This is a genomic window from Arthrobacter sp. 754 (genome assembly GCF_040548695.1).
Taxonomy (GTDB): domain Bacteria; phylum Actinomycetota; class Actinomycetes; order Actinomycetales; family Micrococcaceae; genus Arthrobacter.
The window spans coordinates 458598-475419 of the sequence record NZ_JBEPSC010000004.1 but is presented as its reverse complement, the minus strand read 5'-3'; the positions used below and the strand labels follow the sequence as shown (position 1 = coordinate 475419).

Annotated in this window: 11 protein-coding genes; 5 read left to right on the top strand and 6 right to left on the bottom strand. The window is 67.2% G+C overall.

The window, feature by feature from the left end:
• Positions 1 to 43 precede the first annotated feature (43 nt).
• Entirely contained in the window at positions 44 to 1057 is a 1014-nt protein-coding gene (locus ABIA70_RS14375) for a hydroxyacid dehydrogenase (RefSeq protein ID WP_354148223.1), read from the bottom strand.
• A 161-nt stretch (positions 1058 to 1218) separates the two neighbouring features.
• Here ABIA70_RS14375 and ABIA70_RS14370 point away from each other — a divergent pair, with 161 nt between their 5' ends.
• From ABIA70_RS14370 to ABIA70_RS14355, 4 genes are read left to right on the top strand one after another with little or no spacing between them, the layout of a single operon-like run.
• Positions 1219 to 3294, top strand: coding sequence for a heparinase II/III family protein (locus tag ABIA70_RS14370; protein WP_354148222.1), 2076 nt, complete (start codon positions 1219 to 1221; stop codon positions 3292 to 3294).
• Positions 3291 to 4442: a LacI family DNA-binding transcriptional regulator gene (locus ABIA70_RS14365; protein WP_354148221.1), complete on the top strand. Its 1152-nt coding sequence runs from the start codon at positions 3291 to 3293 to the stop codon at positions 4440 to 4442. Before ABIA70_RS14370 ends, ABIA70_RS14365 begins: the two co-directional genes overlap by 4 nt.
• Positions 4439 to 5155, top strand: a complete 717-nt coding sequence (locus ABIA70_RS14360) for a ThuA domain-containing protein (RefSeq protein WP_354148220.1) — start codon at positions 4439 to 4441, stop codon at positions 5153 to 5155. Before ABIA70_RS14365 ends, ABIA70_RS14360 begins: the two co-directional genes overlap by 4 nt.
• Positions 5156 to 5178: 23 nt before the next feature.
• Entirely contained in the window at positions 5179 to 7101 is a 1923-nt protein-coding gene (locus ABIA70_RS14355; RefSeq protein WP_354148219.1) for a DUF2264 domain-containing protein, read from the top strand.
• A gap of 96 nt (positions 7102 to 7197) precedes the next feature.
• Here ABIA70_RS14355 and ABIA70_RS14350 read toward each other — a convergent pair whose 3' ends face one another.
• On the bottom strand, positions 7198 to 10746 hold the full coding sequence (locus tag ABIA70_RS14350) for a discoidin domain-containing protein (protein ID WP_354148218.1): 3549 nt from the start codon (positions 10744 to 10746) through the stop codon (positions 7198 to 7200).
• Positions 10747 to 10904: 158 nt separating this feature from the next.
• On the bottom strand, positions 10905 to 11504 hold the full coding sequence (locus ABIA70_RS14345; RefSeq protein WP_354148217.1) for a hypothetical protein: 600 nt from the start codon (positions 11502 to 11504) through the stop codon (positions 10905 to 10907).
• A gap of 140 nt (positions 11505 to 11644) precedes the next feature.
• Here ABIA70_RS14345 and ABIA70_RS14340 point away from each other — a divergent pair, with 140 nt between their 5' ends.
• Complete coding sequence (locus tag ABIA70_RS14340; RefSeq protein ID WP_354148216.1) at positions 11645 to 14071, top strand: phosphoketolase family protein; 2427 nt, start codon at positions 11645 to 11647, stop codon at positions 14069 to 14071.
• A 50-nt stretch (positions 14072 to 14121) separates the two neighbouring features.
• On the opposite strand, the gene ABIA70_RS14335 is transcribed toward ABIA70_RS14340, so the two are convergent.
• The 3 genes from ABIA70_RS14335 to ABIA70_RS14325 all read right to left on the bottom strand — a co-directional run bounded on the left by ABIA70_RS14335 (position 14122) and on the right by ABIA70_RS14325 (position 16822).
• Entirely contained in the window at positions 14122 to 14904 is a 783-nt protein-coding gene (locus ABIA70_RS14335) for a DUF429 domain-containing protein (protein WP_354148215.1), read from the bottom strand.
• Positions 14901 to 16229 carry a carboxylesterase family protein gene (locus ABIA70_RS14330; protein ID WP_354148214.1) on the bottom strand — a complete coding sequence of 443 codons (1329 nt, stop codon included), beginning with the start codon at positions 16227 to 16229 and terminating at the stop codon, positions 14901 to 14903. Before ABIA70_RS14330 ends, ABIA70_RS14335 begins: the two co-directional genes overlap by 4 nt.
• Before the next feature lie 104 nt (positions 16230 to 16333).
• A complete protein-coding gene (locus tag ABIA70_RS14325) occupies positions 16334 to 16822 on the bottom strand; it encodes an inorganic diphosphatase (protein ID WP_354148213.1) in 489 nt (162 codons plus the stop codon).

Sequence of the window (16822 nt, the reverse complement as noted above, 5' to 3'; positions counted from 1 at the left end):
ATGAGGTTCGGGTTTGCCGCGTGGTGCGGCGCTTGTAGTACTTTCAGGCGCTGAGTGAGAGGTCTCCGTGGACCACCTGGGCGAGAAGCTCCCGTCCGGTCAGGTACCTCTCAAGGTCGTCCAGGGCTGCATCGGACATCCTCCGGGTTTCTGTTCCAAGGGAGCCGGCGATGTGCGGGGTGATGACCACATTGGGCAGGTCGTACAGCACGGAGTCCGCCGGCAGCGGCTCGGGTTCGGTGACGTCCAGCAGGGCGTGGATCCGTCCGGTGGCGCACTCTGCCTCAAGAGCCTTGGTGTCCACCAGTGATCCGCGGGCTGTGTTGATCAGGGTGGTGTGGTCCTTCATGGCCCGAAGCTCTGCGGCCCCGATCATGTGCCGTGTCTCGGGCAGGGCAGGCGCGTGGATGGTCACGATATCCGACGCCCGCAGAAGTTCATCAAGCGGGACAAGCCGGCCCCCGGCTGCCTTGACGGCAAACGGGTCCGCGTGGGGATCGCTCACCAGGCAGGTGACATCCTGCAGCTGCTGGACCAGCTGGACCACCCGGCGGCCGATCCGGGAGAAACCGACCACGCCGATGACCCGGCCGATGTTCCCGAGTTCACCGCGACGGGTGGCGTAACTCCAGTCTTCGCGGTGCGCCCGGGCATCATTGGCCAGGACGTGGGCCTTTTTCCCGGCCAGGACGATGGAGGCGAACGTGAACTCGGCGACCGGGATGGCGTTGGCATCGGCGCCGCTGGTGACCAGGATGCCGCGTTCCCACAGCTCATCGCTGGCGAAGCTGCGAACGGTGCCGGCGCAATGGAAGACTGCACGCAGGTTGGGCATCCGCTCAAGCCGGTCCGCTGTGAGCAGGGGAACTCCCCAGCTGGTGAGCAGGATTTCAACGCCCGCCAGTCGGGCCGCCAGCTCCGGCGAGTCCAGCGTCTCCACCCACGGGCGCCCGCCCAGGTCTACGAGTTCTGCGAGCCGCTGCAGGCGGGTGGAATCGAATTGATCAGCAAAAGTTCCGCTGTTCATGACCAGCAGTGCCTTGGGCTTGCGTGACATCAGGAGACCCTCCTTTCAAGTGTCAGGTGTTTGTGTTCGAGGTGATTCATGTCTTGCATCACATCTAACAATCAGTAGATACTCATAAACAAGACAAATCACTCATGTCATCCAATATCGAACTGAAACATTCAGATTCGAACAACAGAAGAGTTCTCCTCATGAATTCAGCACCCGCCGGAGCTTCGGCGTTGGCAGCTTTGGCTGACGGTCCGCTGACCCGGGCCTGGGGGAGCGCCGCCTCGCCCGCCAGGATCATGGATCTCATAGCGGGTGGCCGGAGTGGCCTCCGCGTCCGTCCGCAGGGTGATGCATCCTGGCGCGCGGTAGGTGCCGCTGCCGTCGCCGGATGGGCGCCGCAGGCACGCGCGGAACGGGGGACTCCATGGCCGCAGCCCGTGGTGTCGGACTACGCCAGATACTTCAGGGACGGCAACCGGACGGCATATGAATCGCTGGTGGCGGCGCGCCAGCAGCGGTTGACGCGGGCGGTGGTGATGGCACTGCTTTCAGGGAACGACGACGGTCATGACGGTTCCAGCGACGGCAGCAACACCAGAGGCACCAGCGACGGCGGTGGCCCCAGCGCCGGACGCACCAGCCAAGGCCCCGACGCCAACCTCTGGCTCGATGAGGTGATCGACGGCGTCTACCTGCTCTGCGAACAGAGCTCCTGGAGCTGGGCGGCGCATGACGACGTTTTCAGCCGCAGCGGCGAGGTGGTACCGGAGAGGACACGGCCGTACCTGGACCTTGGAGCGGGTGAGGTTGCTGCACAGCTCGCGTGGACTGACCACGTGCTGGGGGAGGCCCTCGATGCCCGGGCGCCCGGCCTGCGGCGCAGGATCAGGCAGGAAACACACCACCGGGTCATCGCGCCGTTCCTTGAGCGCATGGACTGGCACTGGCTCGGGCTCGATGGCAACGTCCACAACTGGAACCCCTGGATCCACACCAACCTGATGGCCGCTGCACTTTTCCTGCTGGATGATCCACGGGCCCAGGCAGCAATTGTGGCCCGGTGCATTGAGGGCCTTGACCGCTTCCTCGCGGCCATTCCCGCCGACGGGGCCATCGACGAGGGCTTCGCGTACTGGTGGAACGGGGCAGGAAGGGCGTTGGAGGGCCTGGCGCTGCTGGCGGAAGCCACCGGCGGGGCGCTCGACGCCGACCTTCCGGTGGTCAGGGAGCTCGCCGCCTTTCCACACCGCATGCATCTGGGCGGAACGTGGTTCCTTAACGTCGCAGACGGCCCGGCCCGGGCGGCCGGGGGTTTGCCGTGGGACATGCTGCACCGCTGGGCCGTGCGCCTGGGAGACAGTGACGCCGCCCGGCACGCCGCTGCCTTTACCTCCATCGAGCCCGCGGCGACGGCGGGACTGGGCCGCGTCCTGCATGCGCTGGCGCTCGGGGCGCAGCAAGGAGGGACCACCGAAAACGGAGCCGCAAGAAGAGACGGCGAAAAAGAGGACGCTCCGCTGGTTCCGTTCACCTATCTTCCCTCTGTGCAGATCATGGTGGCACGCCAGGCTGCCGGCACCACCCATGGCCTCTTGCTGGCAGCCAAGGGCGGTCACAACGGCGAACACCACAACCACCGCGACGTCGGCTCCGTGGTGGTTGCCGTGGACGGGGTTCCGCTGCTGGTGGATGCCGGCCAACCGACCTACACAGCTCAGACGTTCGGACCGGACCGGTATAGGATCCGGGCGATGCAGAGTGCGTGGCACAGCGTCCCCGCGCCCTTTGGACTGGAGCAGGGAACAGGTGAGGAATTCGCGGCCCAGGTCCTGAGCGCACCCACAGAGCCGGACCCCACGCTGACGCTGGCCCTCGGGGCTGCCTACGGCCTGCCCCCGGAGCAGTGGACCCGCACGTCCTCGCTCAGCAGGGCGGCCGGGCAGGTGGTCATCACCGACCGCTGGGACCTCCCGGTATCCCCGCACAACGCAACGCCCGACGTCGGCATCACCTACCTCGCGGCAGGCACCTTACGCCTCGGCGGGGAGGGAACCGCAACCATTACGCCCGCCGGAATTCCCCTTGCGGGGGACGGCAGGGGAGCGGTGCTTCGCTGGGAGCCGGGCGCCGCCGTCGTCGTCGTGGATGAATGGCTGCTGGATGACCCCTTGCTGTCCGATGTGTGGGGAGAGCGGCTCACCCGGCTGCGCTTCCGCGTGCCCGACGAACACCGCGCCGCCGGCGCATTCACCCTCACAGTGGAGGCAACATCATGAGCCCCGAACAACCAGCCCAGGGCCAAGGCAAGTCCCTGTTTTCGCTCCAGCGCCGCGAGCGCCTGATGGAGGAGTTGCGGGCCCACGGCGCCATCACCGTCCGGGACATTGCCGTCAAACTGGGCGTCAGCGAGCTGACCATCCGGCGTGACGTCAACATCCTGGCGGACGAGGGGCTGGTCTCCCGGGTCCACGGCGGTGCCACGCTGCCCAGCCCCCTGGACCGCTCCGGGGCGGCGGGACGTCAGCAGCCGCACAGCTACTCCATCGGCATGGTGGTTCCCTCGCTGGACTATTACTGGCCGCAGGTCATCAGCGGTGCACGGGCCGAGGCCGAGGAGCAGAATTTGCGGATCATGGTCCGCGGCTCCACCTACGACGCCGCGGACAACCGCCGCCAGGTCCAGGCCCTGCTCGACACCCAGAACATCGACGGGCTGATCGTCGCCCCGGACATGACCGGCGAGAGCGGGCAGGAACTGCTGCGCTGGCTCAACGCGCTGCCCATCCCGGTGGTGCTGGCCGAGCGGCGTCCGCCGGAGGAGAACCCGGCCCACCGGCTCGAATGGGTTGCGACGGACCACGCGTTCGGCGCCGGCATGGCAGTCCGGCACCTCTGGCAGGAAGGCCACCGGAGGATCGGCTGCCTGACCGATTCCTCGAGTCCCACCAGTCCGCATGTGGTGCGCGGCTGGCGGCAGGCGATGGCGGCCCTGAAGAATTCTGTGGAGGACGCCGTCCACGAGGATTCTGCGAGGACGGCCAATGGTGACCGGGCAGCCCACTTCGATCACGTCCTGGAACTCTGCGAAGAGACGGGAACCACGGCAATGCTGGTCCACTCGGACACCCAGGCGGTGGCGTTCGTTCAGCACTGTGTTGACAAGGGACTCAAGGTGCCGGGGGACATGGCGATCGTCGGCTACGACGACGAAGTGGCGTACCTGGCCGAACCCGCCATCTCGGCCGTCCGGCCACCCAAACAGTACGTGGGGAAGGTGGCCGTCCAGCTGATGGCCGCCCGCCTCGCCGAGGGACGGATGCGGCCCGTGCACCGCATTCAACTGAACCCGGATCTGATCCTGCGCGAGTCGTCCATCGGCGCACCCCGGGGTGCCGCGGCCGGCCTGCTCCAGGACTCAAAGTGACGGCCTCTCAGGCGCTGGTCCTGAGCGGCGGCGGACGGTACGCGGACCCCTGGCACCCGTTCGCGGAGACTTCCGGGGCGCTGGCGGGCATCCTCGGGGAGGCGGGGTTCGGCGTCGAAACGGCGGACGACGTCGATGCCGCCCTGGCGGGTCTCGCAGGTCCCAGCGCGGCAGGTCCAGACGCGGAAGGTCTCCTCACAGAAAGTCCCGGCCTGCCGGACCTTCTGGTAGTGAACGTGGGCCTTCCGCGCGACGGAAGCCCCTCGCCGGGCACACCGGAAGCCGCTGCCGGGCTGCGGCGCTGGCTGGCGGATGGCAGGCCGTTGCTGGTGAGCCATTCCAGTTCCACGAGTTTCCTCGATTCCCCTGAATGGGAGGATGCCCTGGGCGGCCGCTGGATCCGCGGAACGTCCATGCATCCCAAGTACGGACGTGCGGCGATCCACGTGGTCCCGGAATCCGGCGCCCTGGTTGCGGGGATCGGCGACTTCGAGCTGATGGATGAGCGCTACAGCTATCTCCAGACGGCGCCCGGCATCACAGTGCACGCAACCCACACCCACGAGCACCGGGAACATCCGGTGATGTGGTCCCTGAACCGTGGCGGCGGCCGGACATTTTTTGACGCCCTCGGCCATGATGCCGCCTCCTACGAATCACCCGAGCACCGTGAACTCCTGCTGCGGGCCATCGCCTGGCTCATGGCCAGCTAGAACCGACGAACCCAAGGAACCCCATGCCTTCCACAGCGCCTTCCCGGGCCCTGATCCTGCCTGCACCGGACCGCGAGCTCTCGCCTTTCACGGGCCTCACCCGCGAGCACTGGTGTGCGTACGCTGATTTCCTCCTCCGTTCCGCCCACCGCTTCGGCACCGGGGACCACGCCAACATCCATTTGCCCGGCGCAAACAGTTCCTACGGTCCGCGCAGTGATTCGCTGGAGGCGTTCGCCAGGACCTTTCTGCTGGCTTCCTTCCGGATCGCCGGTGACCCCAACAGCACGGGCTGGATCGCCGAATGGTACGCGGCAGGCCTGGACGCCGGCACGGATCCGGCCAATCCTGACCGCTGGCCCACTCCCGGGGAGCTCGACCAGGCGAAGGTCGAGGCCGCATCCCTCGCCGTCGGACTGTCGTTGACCCGCGACGTGCTGTGGGACAAGCTTCCCCAGCGCGTCCAGGAGCAGCTGATTGCGTGGTTCGAAACAGTCATCGGCGAGCAGTACCCGCCGATCAACTGGGTGTGGTTCCAGATTGTGGTGGAGACGTTCCTGGCAAGCGTCGGCGAGCGCTCGTCGGACGCGGACATCGACGCCGGTCTGGCCATCCACGATTCGCTCTACCGCGGGCACGGCTGGTTCGCCGACGGTCCGGAGCGCGCCTACGACCATTACGTGGGCTGGGCTTTCCAGGTTTACCCGCAGCTATGGGCACTGATGGCCCCCGGGGATCCCCGGGTCCAGCAGCGGAAAAAGGCCGACGGCGAACGGCTCGCCGATTTCCTCGACGACGCCGCCTGCCTGGTCGGCGGAAACGGGGCACCGCTGATCCAGGGACGCAGCCTGATCTACCGGTTCGCCGCGGCTGCGCCTTTCTGGGCCGGTGAGCTCGCCGGGCACACCCGGCTCTCCCCGGGGCTGGCGCGGCGGGCGGCCTCCGGCATGCTCGGCTACTTTGCGCGGCGCGGAGCGATCACCGGCGACGGTTTGCTCTCCATTGGCTGGCACGGCGAGTTCCCCGGCATGAAGCAGTCCTATTCCGGGGCGGGATCGCCTTACTGGGCTGCGAAGGGCTTCCTCGGCTTGGCGCTCCCGGCGGACCACCGGGTGTGGACCGCCGTCGAGGAGCCCTTGCCTGTCGAGGCGGGCGATACGCAGCGCCTCATCGCAGCGCCCGGCTGGCAGGTGGACGGGACCGTCGCCGACGGCGTGGTGCGCGTCCGGAACCACGGAACCGACCACGCCAATCCCGGCGTCGCCGCGGCCGATTCCCCGCTCTACGCGCGCCTCGGATACTCCACGCACACCTTCCCGGACCTGGAACCGGAATCCCTGGACAACGCCGTCGTCCTCGAGGACCCCGAAGGCCGGCTGACGCACCGGACTGGCTTTGAGTTCCTTGGCCAGAAAGACTTCGGCGGTGTCCTTGCCGGTGCCTCCCGGGCTGCCACGAACTGGATAACGGTTGATCCCGACGGCGGTCCGGACCACGGCAGCGGCGCCACAGGTACGGCCACCGCGGGGCCGGAAGTGACCGTGGTGTCCCTGACGCGTGGCGCGGTGGAGGTGCGCCTGGTGCGGCTCCGTGGCACCGCCGGTTCCGGCGCCCGCCTGAGGATTGGCGGGTGGCCCGTGGATGCAGCATCCCCTTTGACCAGTGACATCCGGTCCCTTGCCAGCTGGGGATCGCCCCTGGACGACGCCGGGACCTGGCAGCGGGAAGGGCCGCACCCGATGGGGGAGTGCCTCGGCGTGCCGTGGATCGGCACCTCCGGACCGGCAGACGACGGCGACTATGCCGCCGTCGTACTGCTCGCCGGCGAGGGTGCCCTTGCTGCACTGGACGCAGTCCGGCTTAGCGACGGCGTCCGCCGCCTGGAGTTCCCTGACGGAACCGCCGTCGACCTCGGAACCGTGTGGGCGGAATTCACGGCCCATTGAGCCGGGCGGTCAGCCCGACGGCACGGCCGCCGCAACGCCTGGTAGGTCCGGGAGTTGCGGCGGCCGTGTTCTTTGAAGGGCGCCGTCTTTGGTCAGCTACTTGGCCGCGAAGTAGCTCACGCACTCCCCTTCACTGCCAAAACCGGGCTCGACGTTCGTTGCCCAGCCACCGGCTGCACAGGCAGCCTTGCCGGTCACGAACGCAACGGCGTACTCCTTCGTGGTGCCGTCAGGGGCGGTCACGGTGACTGCCGCCGTCGGGTGATCAGCGGTGGCCTGGGCGATGGAAACCCGGGCATTGCCATCCAGCGCGTACGCCGCGACGGTGGGTACCGCCGTCGACGCTGTCAGCACTGTGTATCCGTTGGTGCCTGCGGAGAAGCCAACCACTGACTTCTGGTCCACGAGAAGCCGCCCGAGATCGGCAAGGCCCGCTTCGCCCAGCCGGGACCCTGCGATGGCCACCTCCGCCACCTTGGTGTAGGAGCCCGTGGTGACGAAGGAGACCCGGATCCCGCGTGTAGTGACGGGGCTGAAGGTTACTTTGGCCGGTGCGGCGGTGGTCAGGCCGGTGGTTGCTCCCGCCGTCGCGTTCTGCCACGTCCCGGTCGCGTCCAGGTATTGAACCGTGAGGCTCTGCGGTGCCTTTTCAGCGAGCGTTACAGTCACCGAGTCAACCGTGTAGTCGCGGCCGAAGGCGTAGCTCAGGCTGTCACCGTTGCGCCCGCCGCTGACCCAGTTGGACCAGCGGGTGGTGGCGTTCCCGTCGCAGGTGTTCCGTGCGGTGTAGGACCCTTCCGTGTAGCTTGCGGTGACGGCGGTGGCGGGATCGTCCTTGCAGATGTGACTGCTCGGAACACGGTTCACCACCAGGACCGTCAGCAGGGCGTCGAGCGGTTTGTCGCCCTCCACTCCCGTAGCCGCCTTGCCCCGTACTGTGGCGGTTCCCGGTGCCTGCAGCACAGCGGGGTCAAAGGCGCTCCAGTCCCAGGTCACCGCAAGGCTGTTTCTGGCGGTTCCGGTGCCAACCTGTCCCGGCACGGTTGCCGGGGCCGCGGCCTTGACGTCCGCCAGTGCTGCGCCGGTTCCCACGGTGACGGAAACCGGATCGGTGGCCGTGTACTTTCCAACGGTCACGGTGACCGTCGCGTCGGTGAAGGCCTGGCCATAGACGTCGGTTCCCGAACCGGAGACGGTGACAGTGCCCCGCTTTTTCCATAGCGACGGATCCACCGCATCCCACTGGACCGGCACAGGCCGTCCCTCACCCTTTGCATAAAGCGGGGTGACGGTGGCGGGCAGGGAAGGAGCGACGCCGAGCGGCGTGCTCAGTTCGACGGGTCTGGTTCCAAGAAGCTGCAGGTCCGCAAGGTCCGTGAATGACCATGACTGGTGCGTGCTGCCGGTCGCCGTGGCGGTGGTTCCCGCGGAGGAGGCAAGGGCAACGGGAGCTCCGGCGGCCGTCTGGTTTCCGGATACCTGAAGGGCGATGGCCGCCGCTGCGTTCACCAGCGACCACTGCTTGCCGTTCTCTGTTGCCACGATCCACTGCGCGGACGGGGTGGCCTTGGCCTGTTCCAGGTTAGTGGTGGCCAGGGAAGCCGCTCCGGACTGGCTCGCGTTCAGGACGCCGCCATTCCCGGTCAGCACCCGCCCGTCCTTGTTGGTGACCACCCATCGGCGGTCGTTGGCGTATTCGTCGCCGGCGTTCACAGCGTGGAAGGTCCACAGCTGCGGGGTGACCTCGGCCGCCGTCGCTCCCAGTTCCTGGATGGCGGTTGAGCCGTCCGCCCGCCCCGTCAGGTACTTGCCGCTGGCATCTCCGGTGAGGTGGTAGCTGTGGCCGTCCTGCACCGGCGCGGCGTCCTCCGCGACTCCGCTGACGCCGTCGACGACGAACGTCACAACGGAGGCCGCCGGAACCTCGAGCGTCGCTGACTTTGCCGAGGCGTCGACGGCGACCGGGGCGCCCTTGACCAGTGCGTTCCGTTCGATGTCATCCAGCGGGGACTTGGTGGTGACCACAGGCGTCACGGTTGCCCCGGGGGCGATGGCACCGAAGCGGCTGAGGTCGAGGATGACCTTTTCCGGCGTCGGGGTGTCGTTGAAGTGCACCAGGGTGGCGCCGTTGCCGTCAGCGTCCAGTGCGCTGGCTGTCTTGGCGTTGTCGTTCTGGATGAGGAAGTCGCCGGGCCGGATGTAGTGCGTGAAGTTCCGGGTGGTGTTGTATTTCTGGTTGGTCAGGACCCTGCACTTGGCGGCATCGGCGGCCGCCCCGTCGTTGAGCCGGCGGTTGGAGAATCCCTCGCGGCCTTCGTAGTTGCAGTCGAAGTCGATGTAGATGGAGCCCCAGCCCTTGTCGCCCTTCTCCTGCTTGTAGGTGTCCTCCACCGGCTGCCAGAAGACCCAGGCATCGGGTTCCAGCTCGCGGAGATCGTTCACCATCCGGCCGGCAATGCCCAGGCCGTTGGTGATGTTGGAGCGGTCCCAGCCGCTGGTGGAGTCGCCAAGCGCCGGGTTGCCGGGCCAGAAACCGCCCACCTCGCTCATCCACAGCGGCTTGTCCGTGGAGCTGGCCAGGTCACGGACGCGGCGGCGGTCGTTGGTGCCGTAGGTGTGGACATTGAGCTGGGCCACAGCGTCTTTGGCTGCTTGGCTGTAGCCGTTCCAGTTGGTCATGAACTTGCTGGGGTCAGTCTCGTCCATCGCGGAGATCACGGCGTCCGTGGTGGTGCTGCCCTCGGCCAGCTCGGCGGCGAGCAGCCTGGTGACGCGGTCCTGGGCGGCCGGGTAAATCAGCGCACCCTCCTGCTTCTGGGTGTACGTGGTGGGCGGTTTCCCGGTGGCCGCATTGATATCGGTTCCCCAGTAGCCGGAGTTCGGTTCGTTAAAGGGGTCGATCGTGTCCACGGTAATGCCGCTGCCCTGTTCCAGGAGTTCCACGGCGTTCTTCATGTAGGCGGCGAATTTCGCTTCCGCCTGGGGCAAGAGGTTTTCTCCCTTGTTGGAATTGACCTGCCCCGAGACGTAGCCGCTCTTGGTCATGAACCACGGCGGCGAGTTGCTGAATGCCTCCCAGTGGGTGATCTGCCGGTCCGCGGCCAGCCGTTCCACCCACCAGCGCTGATTCTGGTCGGCCTCGGGGTTGTAGGACGCGGGGTCGTCAGGATTCCACTGGTTCAGGAACGCCAGCTTGTTGGCCTGGGCCGGCTCCACGGAGCCGTCCGGGTTGTAGAGGTTCGAAGCGGCGGTGCCTGCCGCGGGATCAGTGACCGGCTTCCACCAGCCTTCCACGGCACTGCCGTCGTTGAGGTAGTTGGCCACGTCCGAAGCGTTTCCGCCGCCCACGTTGTACCGCGCGATGTTGAGGTTGAGTCCGTCCTCGCCGAAGACCTTCTGGTAGAGCTCCTCGCGCAGCTCGGGGGAGTAGCCGGCAGTGGCGTTGGCGAACCAGACCAGGCTGGTGCCCCAGCCCTCAAACGCCTGGCCACGGCTGGCAGGATTCGGCGTGATGGTTACCGGGGTTGCCTGGTCTGCTGCTGTTGCCGGCGGCGCAGCCGGCAACAGCGCCAGCCCTGCCGCCGCCGTCACTGCCGCGGCCAGGGCAGCCACCGGCCTTCGGATTCTTCGTGCGGAAAACGCCATTGTTTATACCTCTTGGTCTCGGGGTGCGGGCAGCTCCGGCCGGTGAACGCCTGGTCCTTGGGTTGCGGATCAGCGAAGCCGGGCACAGCGAGACTATGTTCGAGGTGGTGCTGCTACAAGGGAAACGAACACGTTCGTCCGGACTTGGTCAGAGGTGTTCAGCGCACTTCGAGGATCAGCGCCAGGAGCCGGGCCGCGGCCGGACGGGCGGCGTGCTCCTCAGACCACTGGGACCTCGCCACGGCCTTGCTGACGGCCTGGGTGGTGATCCCCAATTCGTAGGCCACCGCCTTCTGCTGCCCGCGGACGCCCGGCGTCATCAGGTCCAGGACCCGCCACTCGGCCCCGCTCCGGTCGCGGACAATGTGGCCCAGAAGCCGGAGGACTGCCTCGGCTTCGCCGGCGATGTCTGCGAGCGGCCCCTCCACGGCAACCGGGATGCGTTCTTTGCCGTTCCGGAGCCGGTCCACGGCGCGGCGGGCGTAGACTAGGCCGTGTCCGGAGGCGTCCTTTATCTGGTTGGGAAGCGGCTCATTGACCGGCCCCACACCGATCCCCACGTACCAGGAACCGCAGCGCAAGGCGACCAGCGCTGCCTCGACTGCCTGGTGCGGGCAGTCCACAATGCCCTGGACCTCGTCTTCCACGGACCTGTCGAAATCCAGGCGCGCCGGAATGTGCCGCAGGTCCTTCAGGAGTTGAGGGACACGGTCGCCGTCGCGTCGGCTATCCGTTTGGTTGATGGTCAACGTGAACATTGTGAACAAAGACTACCCGCAGGTAGCTATCGCGGGGCAAGTCGAAGAACGGCTGCCGAAAGGGCTTGTGTTCACGGGTTGAAAGGTGTTGCGATGGAGGCGCTGTTGCCAGGGGGCGGCAGCGCTACGGGAGGATGGTTATGGCCGGCAGCATGACGCAGGACGAGCTCGAACTGGTGGATCGCTGGTGGCGGGCCGCGAACTACCTTTCCGTAGGGCAGATCTACCTCCGCTCCAATCCGCTGCTGCGCGAACCGCTGAAGGCGGAGGACACCAAGTCCCGGCTATTGGGGCACTGGGGGACAACGCCCGGACTTAACTTCGTTTACGGGCACCTGAACCGGGTGATCCGGCGTGACGCCCAGGAGATGCTTTTCGTCGCCGGCCCGGGCCATGGCGGCCCGGCCGTGGTGGCCAATGCCTGGCTCGAGGGCACCTACTCGGAGATTTACGGCCAGGTGGGGAACGACGCCGACGGCATGGCCGAACTGTTCCGCCAGTTCTCCTACCCTGGCGGCATTCCCAGCCACGCAGCGCCGGAGACCCCCGGCTCCATCAGCGAGGGCGGCGAACTCGGATACTCGCTGGCCCACGCGTACGGGTCCGTATTCGACAATCCCCGGCTGATCACCGCCGTCGTGATCGGGGACGGCGAGGCAGAGACGGGGCCGCTGGCCGCGAGCTGGCACTCCCATAACTTCCTGGATCCGGTGGCGGACGGCGCCGTGCTGCCCGTCCTGCACCTGAACGGGTACAAGATCGCCAACCCCACCATCCTGGCGCGCATGCCGCAAGAGCAGCTCGAGCAGCTGCTGCGCGGTTACGGCCACGAACCGTATTTCGTGACCGTCGAGGATCCGGACAACACAGCGCAGGCGCACCGGGACTTTGCGGAAGCGCTTGAGTCAGCCTTGGCCGGAATCCGCGCCATCCAGGGATCCCGCCGCAGCGGCAACCGCAATGGCAACGGCGGGACAAAGGCTGAGGCTCCCGACGGCGGCACTCCCGGCAGCGATCCGGCTCCCCGCTGGCCGATGATCGTGCTGCGCTCGCCGAAGGGCTGGACGGGCCCGCGGGTGGTGGACGGGCTGCAGGTGGAAGGGACCTGGCGCAGCCACCAGGTCCCGCTCTCGGAGGTCCGCACCAATGGCGAGCACCTGAAGCAGCTGGAGGAGTGGCTGAAGTCCTACGGTCCGGAGGAACTGTTCGACGGCGACGGGCGGCTCATGCCCGGCATCGCGGCGAATGCGCCCGCCGGGAACCTGCGGATGAGTGCCACGCCCCACGCCAACGGCGGGCTGCTGCGCAGGCCCCTGAAGCTGCCCGCCTACGCCGACCACGCCGTCGAAGTCGCCGAATCAGGGACCGAGCGGATCAGCCCCATGATCACGCTGGGCTCGTGGATGCGTGACGTCATCTCGCTGAACCCGGAAACGTTCCGGCTCTTCGGGCCGGACGAGACAGCATCCAACCGGCTCCAAAGCGTCTACGAGGTCACCGACAAGGTATGGCAATACCGGATTGACGACGTCGACGAGCACCTCGCGCGGTCCGGCCGGGTGATGGAGGTCCTCAGCGAGCACCTGTGCCAGGGCTGGCTGGAAGGCTACCTCCTGACCGGGCGGCACGGCGTGTTCAGCTGCTATGAGGCCTTCATCCATATCGTTGATTCCATGTTCAACCAGCACGCCAAATGGCTCAAGGTCCACAGCCAGCTGCCCTGGCGCCAGCCCGTGGCGTCGCTGAACTACCTCTTGTCCTCACACGTCTGGCAGCAGGACCACAACGGCTTCTCGCACCAGGACCCCGGTTTCATTGACCATGCCGTGAACAAAAAGGCCGAGGTCATCAGGGTCTACCTGCCGCCGGATGTGAACACGCTGCTCTCGGTGATGGAGCACTGCCTGGCGTCCACGGACTATGTGAACATCGTGGTCAGCGGCAAGCAGCCGTCTCCGACGTGGCTGGGGCCCGCCGACGCGGAGAACCACTGCGAGCGGGGCCTGGGAATCTGGCACTTTGCAGGTTCTGAGGTGCAGGGGGAGGAGCCGGATGTTGTGCTCGCCTGCGCCGGCGACGTGCCCACGGTGGAAACCGTGGCGGCAGCAGAACTGCTGAAGGAGGGCGCCCCGGGACTGAAGGTCCGGGTGGTCAACGTGGTGGACCTCATGCGGCTCCAGGACGTGAGCGAGCACCCGCACGGCCTCCCGGCGTCGGACTTTGACGGCATCTTCACCCCGGACAAGCCGATCATCTTCGCCTACCACGGCTACCCGGCCCTGATTCACCGCCTCGCGTACCGCCGGACCAACCAGGAGGGCCTGCACGTGCGGGGATACAAGGAAGAGGGCACCACCACCACGCCGTTCGACATGGCGATGCTCAACGGAATCGACCGGTTCCAGCTGGCCATCGACGCCATCGACCGGGTGCCGGGCCTCGCGGAAAAACATTCCATGCTGCGGCAGACTCTTCAGGACCGCCGGATGCAGGCCCGGGAACACACCCGCATCCACGGCGAGGACCCGGAGGAAATCCGTAACTGGGTTCTGAACTTCAAACGCTGAAACCCTGAACCGAAGCAACGCGGGGTCACTTTTCGCCCGATATTCCGGGTTTATTGGACCAAAAGTGACCCCGCGTTGCCCTGGCCTCCAAGGCTGGCGAGCCCGCCCGACGGCACGTGGATCCAGCCTTCGGTCAATGCGGCGGCGGCGTAGGCTTCCGGTGGCTGGAGAGTCTGCCCCAGACTGACTGCGCGGGCGGACAGCGCGGCGATCACCGCATCAAAGAGGTCGTCGGAGGCGGCCAGCCGGTCCTCGTGACCGGCCAGGTCCAGCCAGGGCGCCGTCGCAACCAGGTGGTCCAGGATCACACCCAGCCGTTCCGCCTCGGGAGCCCGCCCGCCCTTGTAGCCGCGCGCCAGCAGACCCCAGGTCTTAAGGGACGCAGCAGGATAGACCTCAGCCAGCCGGCCTGATCCGTCCCTGGCCTGCGGCCCGTACTCCGCCGCGATCTTGGCCTGGATAACGGCGCACCTCATGGCCGGGTGGGCGAGCCGGTCGGCAGAGACGCTGAGCGGGATCAGCCCGGTATGCCCGGTGACGAACCGGTCCGTGTCCCGGTAGGCCAGGAGGCGGCGGCCCTCGATGCCGTCGTGGTCCAGTACCGGACGGGCGTCAAAGTTCAGGTGACCGGCAAGGAACGGCAGGAAGGCGTCCGGCCAGCCCACCGGGCAGTCGATCCCGGTCATCGAACTGCTGCCGAACAGTTCCACGATCTCAGCATCGCCCACGTCCAGCGCCAGATGCTCCAGACGGGCCGCGCCGGCGTCCCATTCCAGCACAGCCACTGCCGTCTTCTTGGTGGCTGCGGCCAGATCGACGCCGAGGGTTCTCATGGGACCGCGCGGTACTGCAGGGCGCCGGGGATTTCACCCGTTTCCCCCAGGCCGTCCCCGCGGGCGAACGAGGCCCAGAGCCGGCGGACCTCACGGCCCACGGCGTTGGTCTCGTCCCAGGAGGCGCCGGCAAGCAGGCCGGCCCGCTCCCAGGTCTCTTGGTTCCCGAAGAGCAGGGGCAGGTCAACGGTGTGCGCTGCGCGGTAGAAGTTCCCCGGCGCACCCCACGAGAGCACATACGTATAGGCCTTGCCGCCCGCACGCGCGTGCCGGCGGGCAAACCGGCGCGCGGACCTGCCGTAAACCGCTTCCGTAACGGCCCAGTTGACGGCCTTCACGGCAGCGCCGCCCAGGACCGGAACCTTGGCCAGCCGGCCCACAACCGGGTTCCGTGGCAGGAACAGCCGGGCCTCATCGGAGGTGTGCCCGATCAGCACGTCGATGGCCGGCGCCGTCGTGTTCCAGGCGGCTTCGATTTCGTCTTCCGGCGGCAGCGGGGCGTGTCCGTACTGCGTGCCGAACGGCATGGCAGCCATCAGCCCGTACTTCCGCGCCACCTGCGAGACGTGGCCCTCGATCTCCACGACCTCCAGCATCGGAGTGTCCTCGGTGACGGCTTCCGCCGCGATGCCCATGGCAGTGCTCATCTTGTGCCGGCCGCGTGTGATGCCCAGCGGTGCACTCTGGATGATGGCCCGCTGGAACAAGGAAGGTGCTTCCGGGGTCGCCATCAGGTGCGCCACCGAATCGCCGCCGGCCGATTGACCGAACGCAGTGACGCACCCGGGGTCGCCGCCGAAGGCAGCTATATTGCGCTGCACCCAGCGGAACGCCTCCAACTGGTCCAGCAGGCCGAGGTTCGCGGGCCTGCCCGTACCGGTGGCCAAGTATCCGAACAGGCCCAGGCGGTACGTCACGGACACCACAATGACCCGGTTTTCGGCAACAAGGGCCTTCGGGTCGAAGATGGCCAGGTCGCCGGAGCCTGACGTGTACGAGCCACCGTGCAGCCACACCATGACCGGCACGTGCTCGTTCCCGGCGAGGTCGGCAGGCAGCGTGATCGAGAGGCGCTGGCAGTCCTCGCTCCCTGGCAGCTCGCCGTAACGCGTGCCCAGGATGTCGTCCAGGAAAGGGACGGGACCCTGCGGGCAGGCAGGCGCAAGCGTTGTGGCGGCGAACCCGGAGGTCCGGTCCGGCGCGGGGACGGGAGGCTGGAAGCGGCCGGCGGTGGCGTACGGGATGCCGGTGGCGCGCAGCACGTCACCGTCCCGCCAGCCGGTGACAGGACCGCACGGAGGATTAAACAAAGGCTCGGAACTCACCCTCCACCTTAACCACCCTTAACCACAACGCGGGGTCACTTCCGGCCCAATTCCGAAGGTGGAATGGGCGGGAAGTGACCCCGCGTTGCTTTAAGCGGTGGGGATTAGTGCGCCGCCGGCACGTAACGCTTGATGGAGGCTTCCAGCTCGGCCTCGGCGGCAGCGCGGTCGCCCCAGCCCTCGGCCTTGACCCACTTGCCCGGCTCCAGGTCCTTGTAGCGGGTGAAGAAGTGCTCGATTTCCTTGATCAGGAATTCGCTGACGTCGCCCACTTCCTGGATGTGGTCAAAGCGGGCGTCAACAGGGACGCACAGGACCTTGGCGTCGCCGCCGCCGTCGTCGGTCATGTTGAAAACGCCGATGGGGCGGGACTCGACGATGACGCCCGGGTGCAGATCGAAGTCCTGCAGGAGCACCAGTGCATCAAGCGGGTCGCCGTCTTCGCCCAGGGTGTTCTCGAAGAACCCGTAGTGCGTGGGGTACTGCATGGAGGTGAAGAGGACGCGGTCCAGGCGGACGCGGCCGGTCTCGTGGTCAACTTCGTACTTGACGCGGGATCCCTTGGGGATCTCGATGGTCACGTCATGCTTCAT

What these genes read in the sequence shown, in the direction of transcription:
- ABIA70_RS14340 (WP_354148216.1), top strand. Translation starts at nt 11,645, where the DNA reads ATGGCCGGCAGCATGACGCAGGACGAGCTCGAACTGGTGGATCGCTGG.
- ABIA70_RS14345 (WP_354148217.1), bottom strand. Translation starts at nt 11,504, where the DNA reads ATGTTCACGTTGACCATCAACCAAACGGATAGCCGACGCGACGGCGAC.
- ABIA70_RS14350 (WP_354148218.1), bottom strand. Translation starts at nt 10,746, where the DNA reads ATGGCGTTTTCCGCACGAAGAATCCGAAGGCCGGTGGCTGCCCTGGCC.
- ABIA70_RS14370 (WP_354148222.1), top strand. Translation starts at nt 1,219, where the DNA reads ATGAATTCAGCACCCGCCGGAGCTTCGGCGTTGGCAGCTTTGGCTGAC.
- ABIA70_RS14375 (WP_354148223.1), bottom strand. Translation starts at nt 1,057, where the DNA reads ATGTCACGCAAGCCCAAGGCACTGCTGGTCATGAACAGCGGAACTTTT.
- ABIA70_RS14325 (WP_354148213.1), bottom strand. Translation starts at nt 16,822, where the DNA reads ATGAAGCATGACGTGACCATCGAGATCCCCAAGGGATCCCGCGTCAAG.
- ABIA70_RS14335 (WP_354148215.1), bottom strand. Translation starts at nt 14,904, where the DNA reads ATGAGAACCCTCGGCGTCGATCTGGCCGCAGCCACCAAGAAGACGGCA.
- ABIA70_RS14365 (WP_354148221.1), top strand. Translation starts at nt 3,291, where the DNA reads ATGAGCCCCGAACAACCAGCCCAGGGCCAAGGCAAGTCCCTGTTTTCG.
- ABIA70_RS14355 (WP_354148219.1), top strand. Translation starts at nt 5,179, where the DNA reads ATGCCTTCCACAGCGCCTTCCCGGGCCCTGATCCTGCCTGCACCGGAC.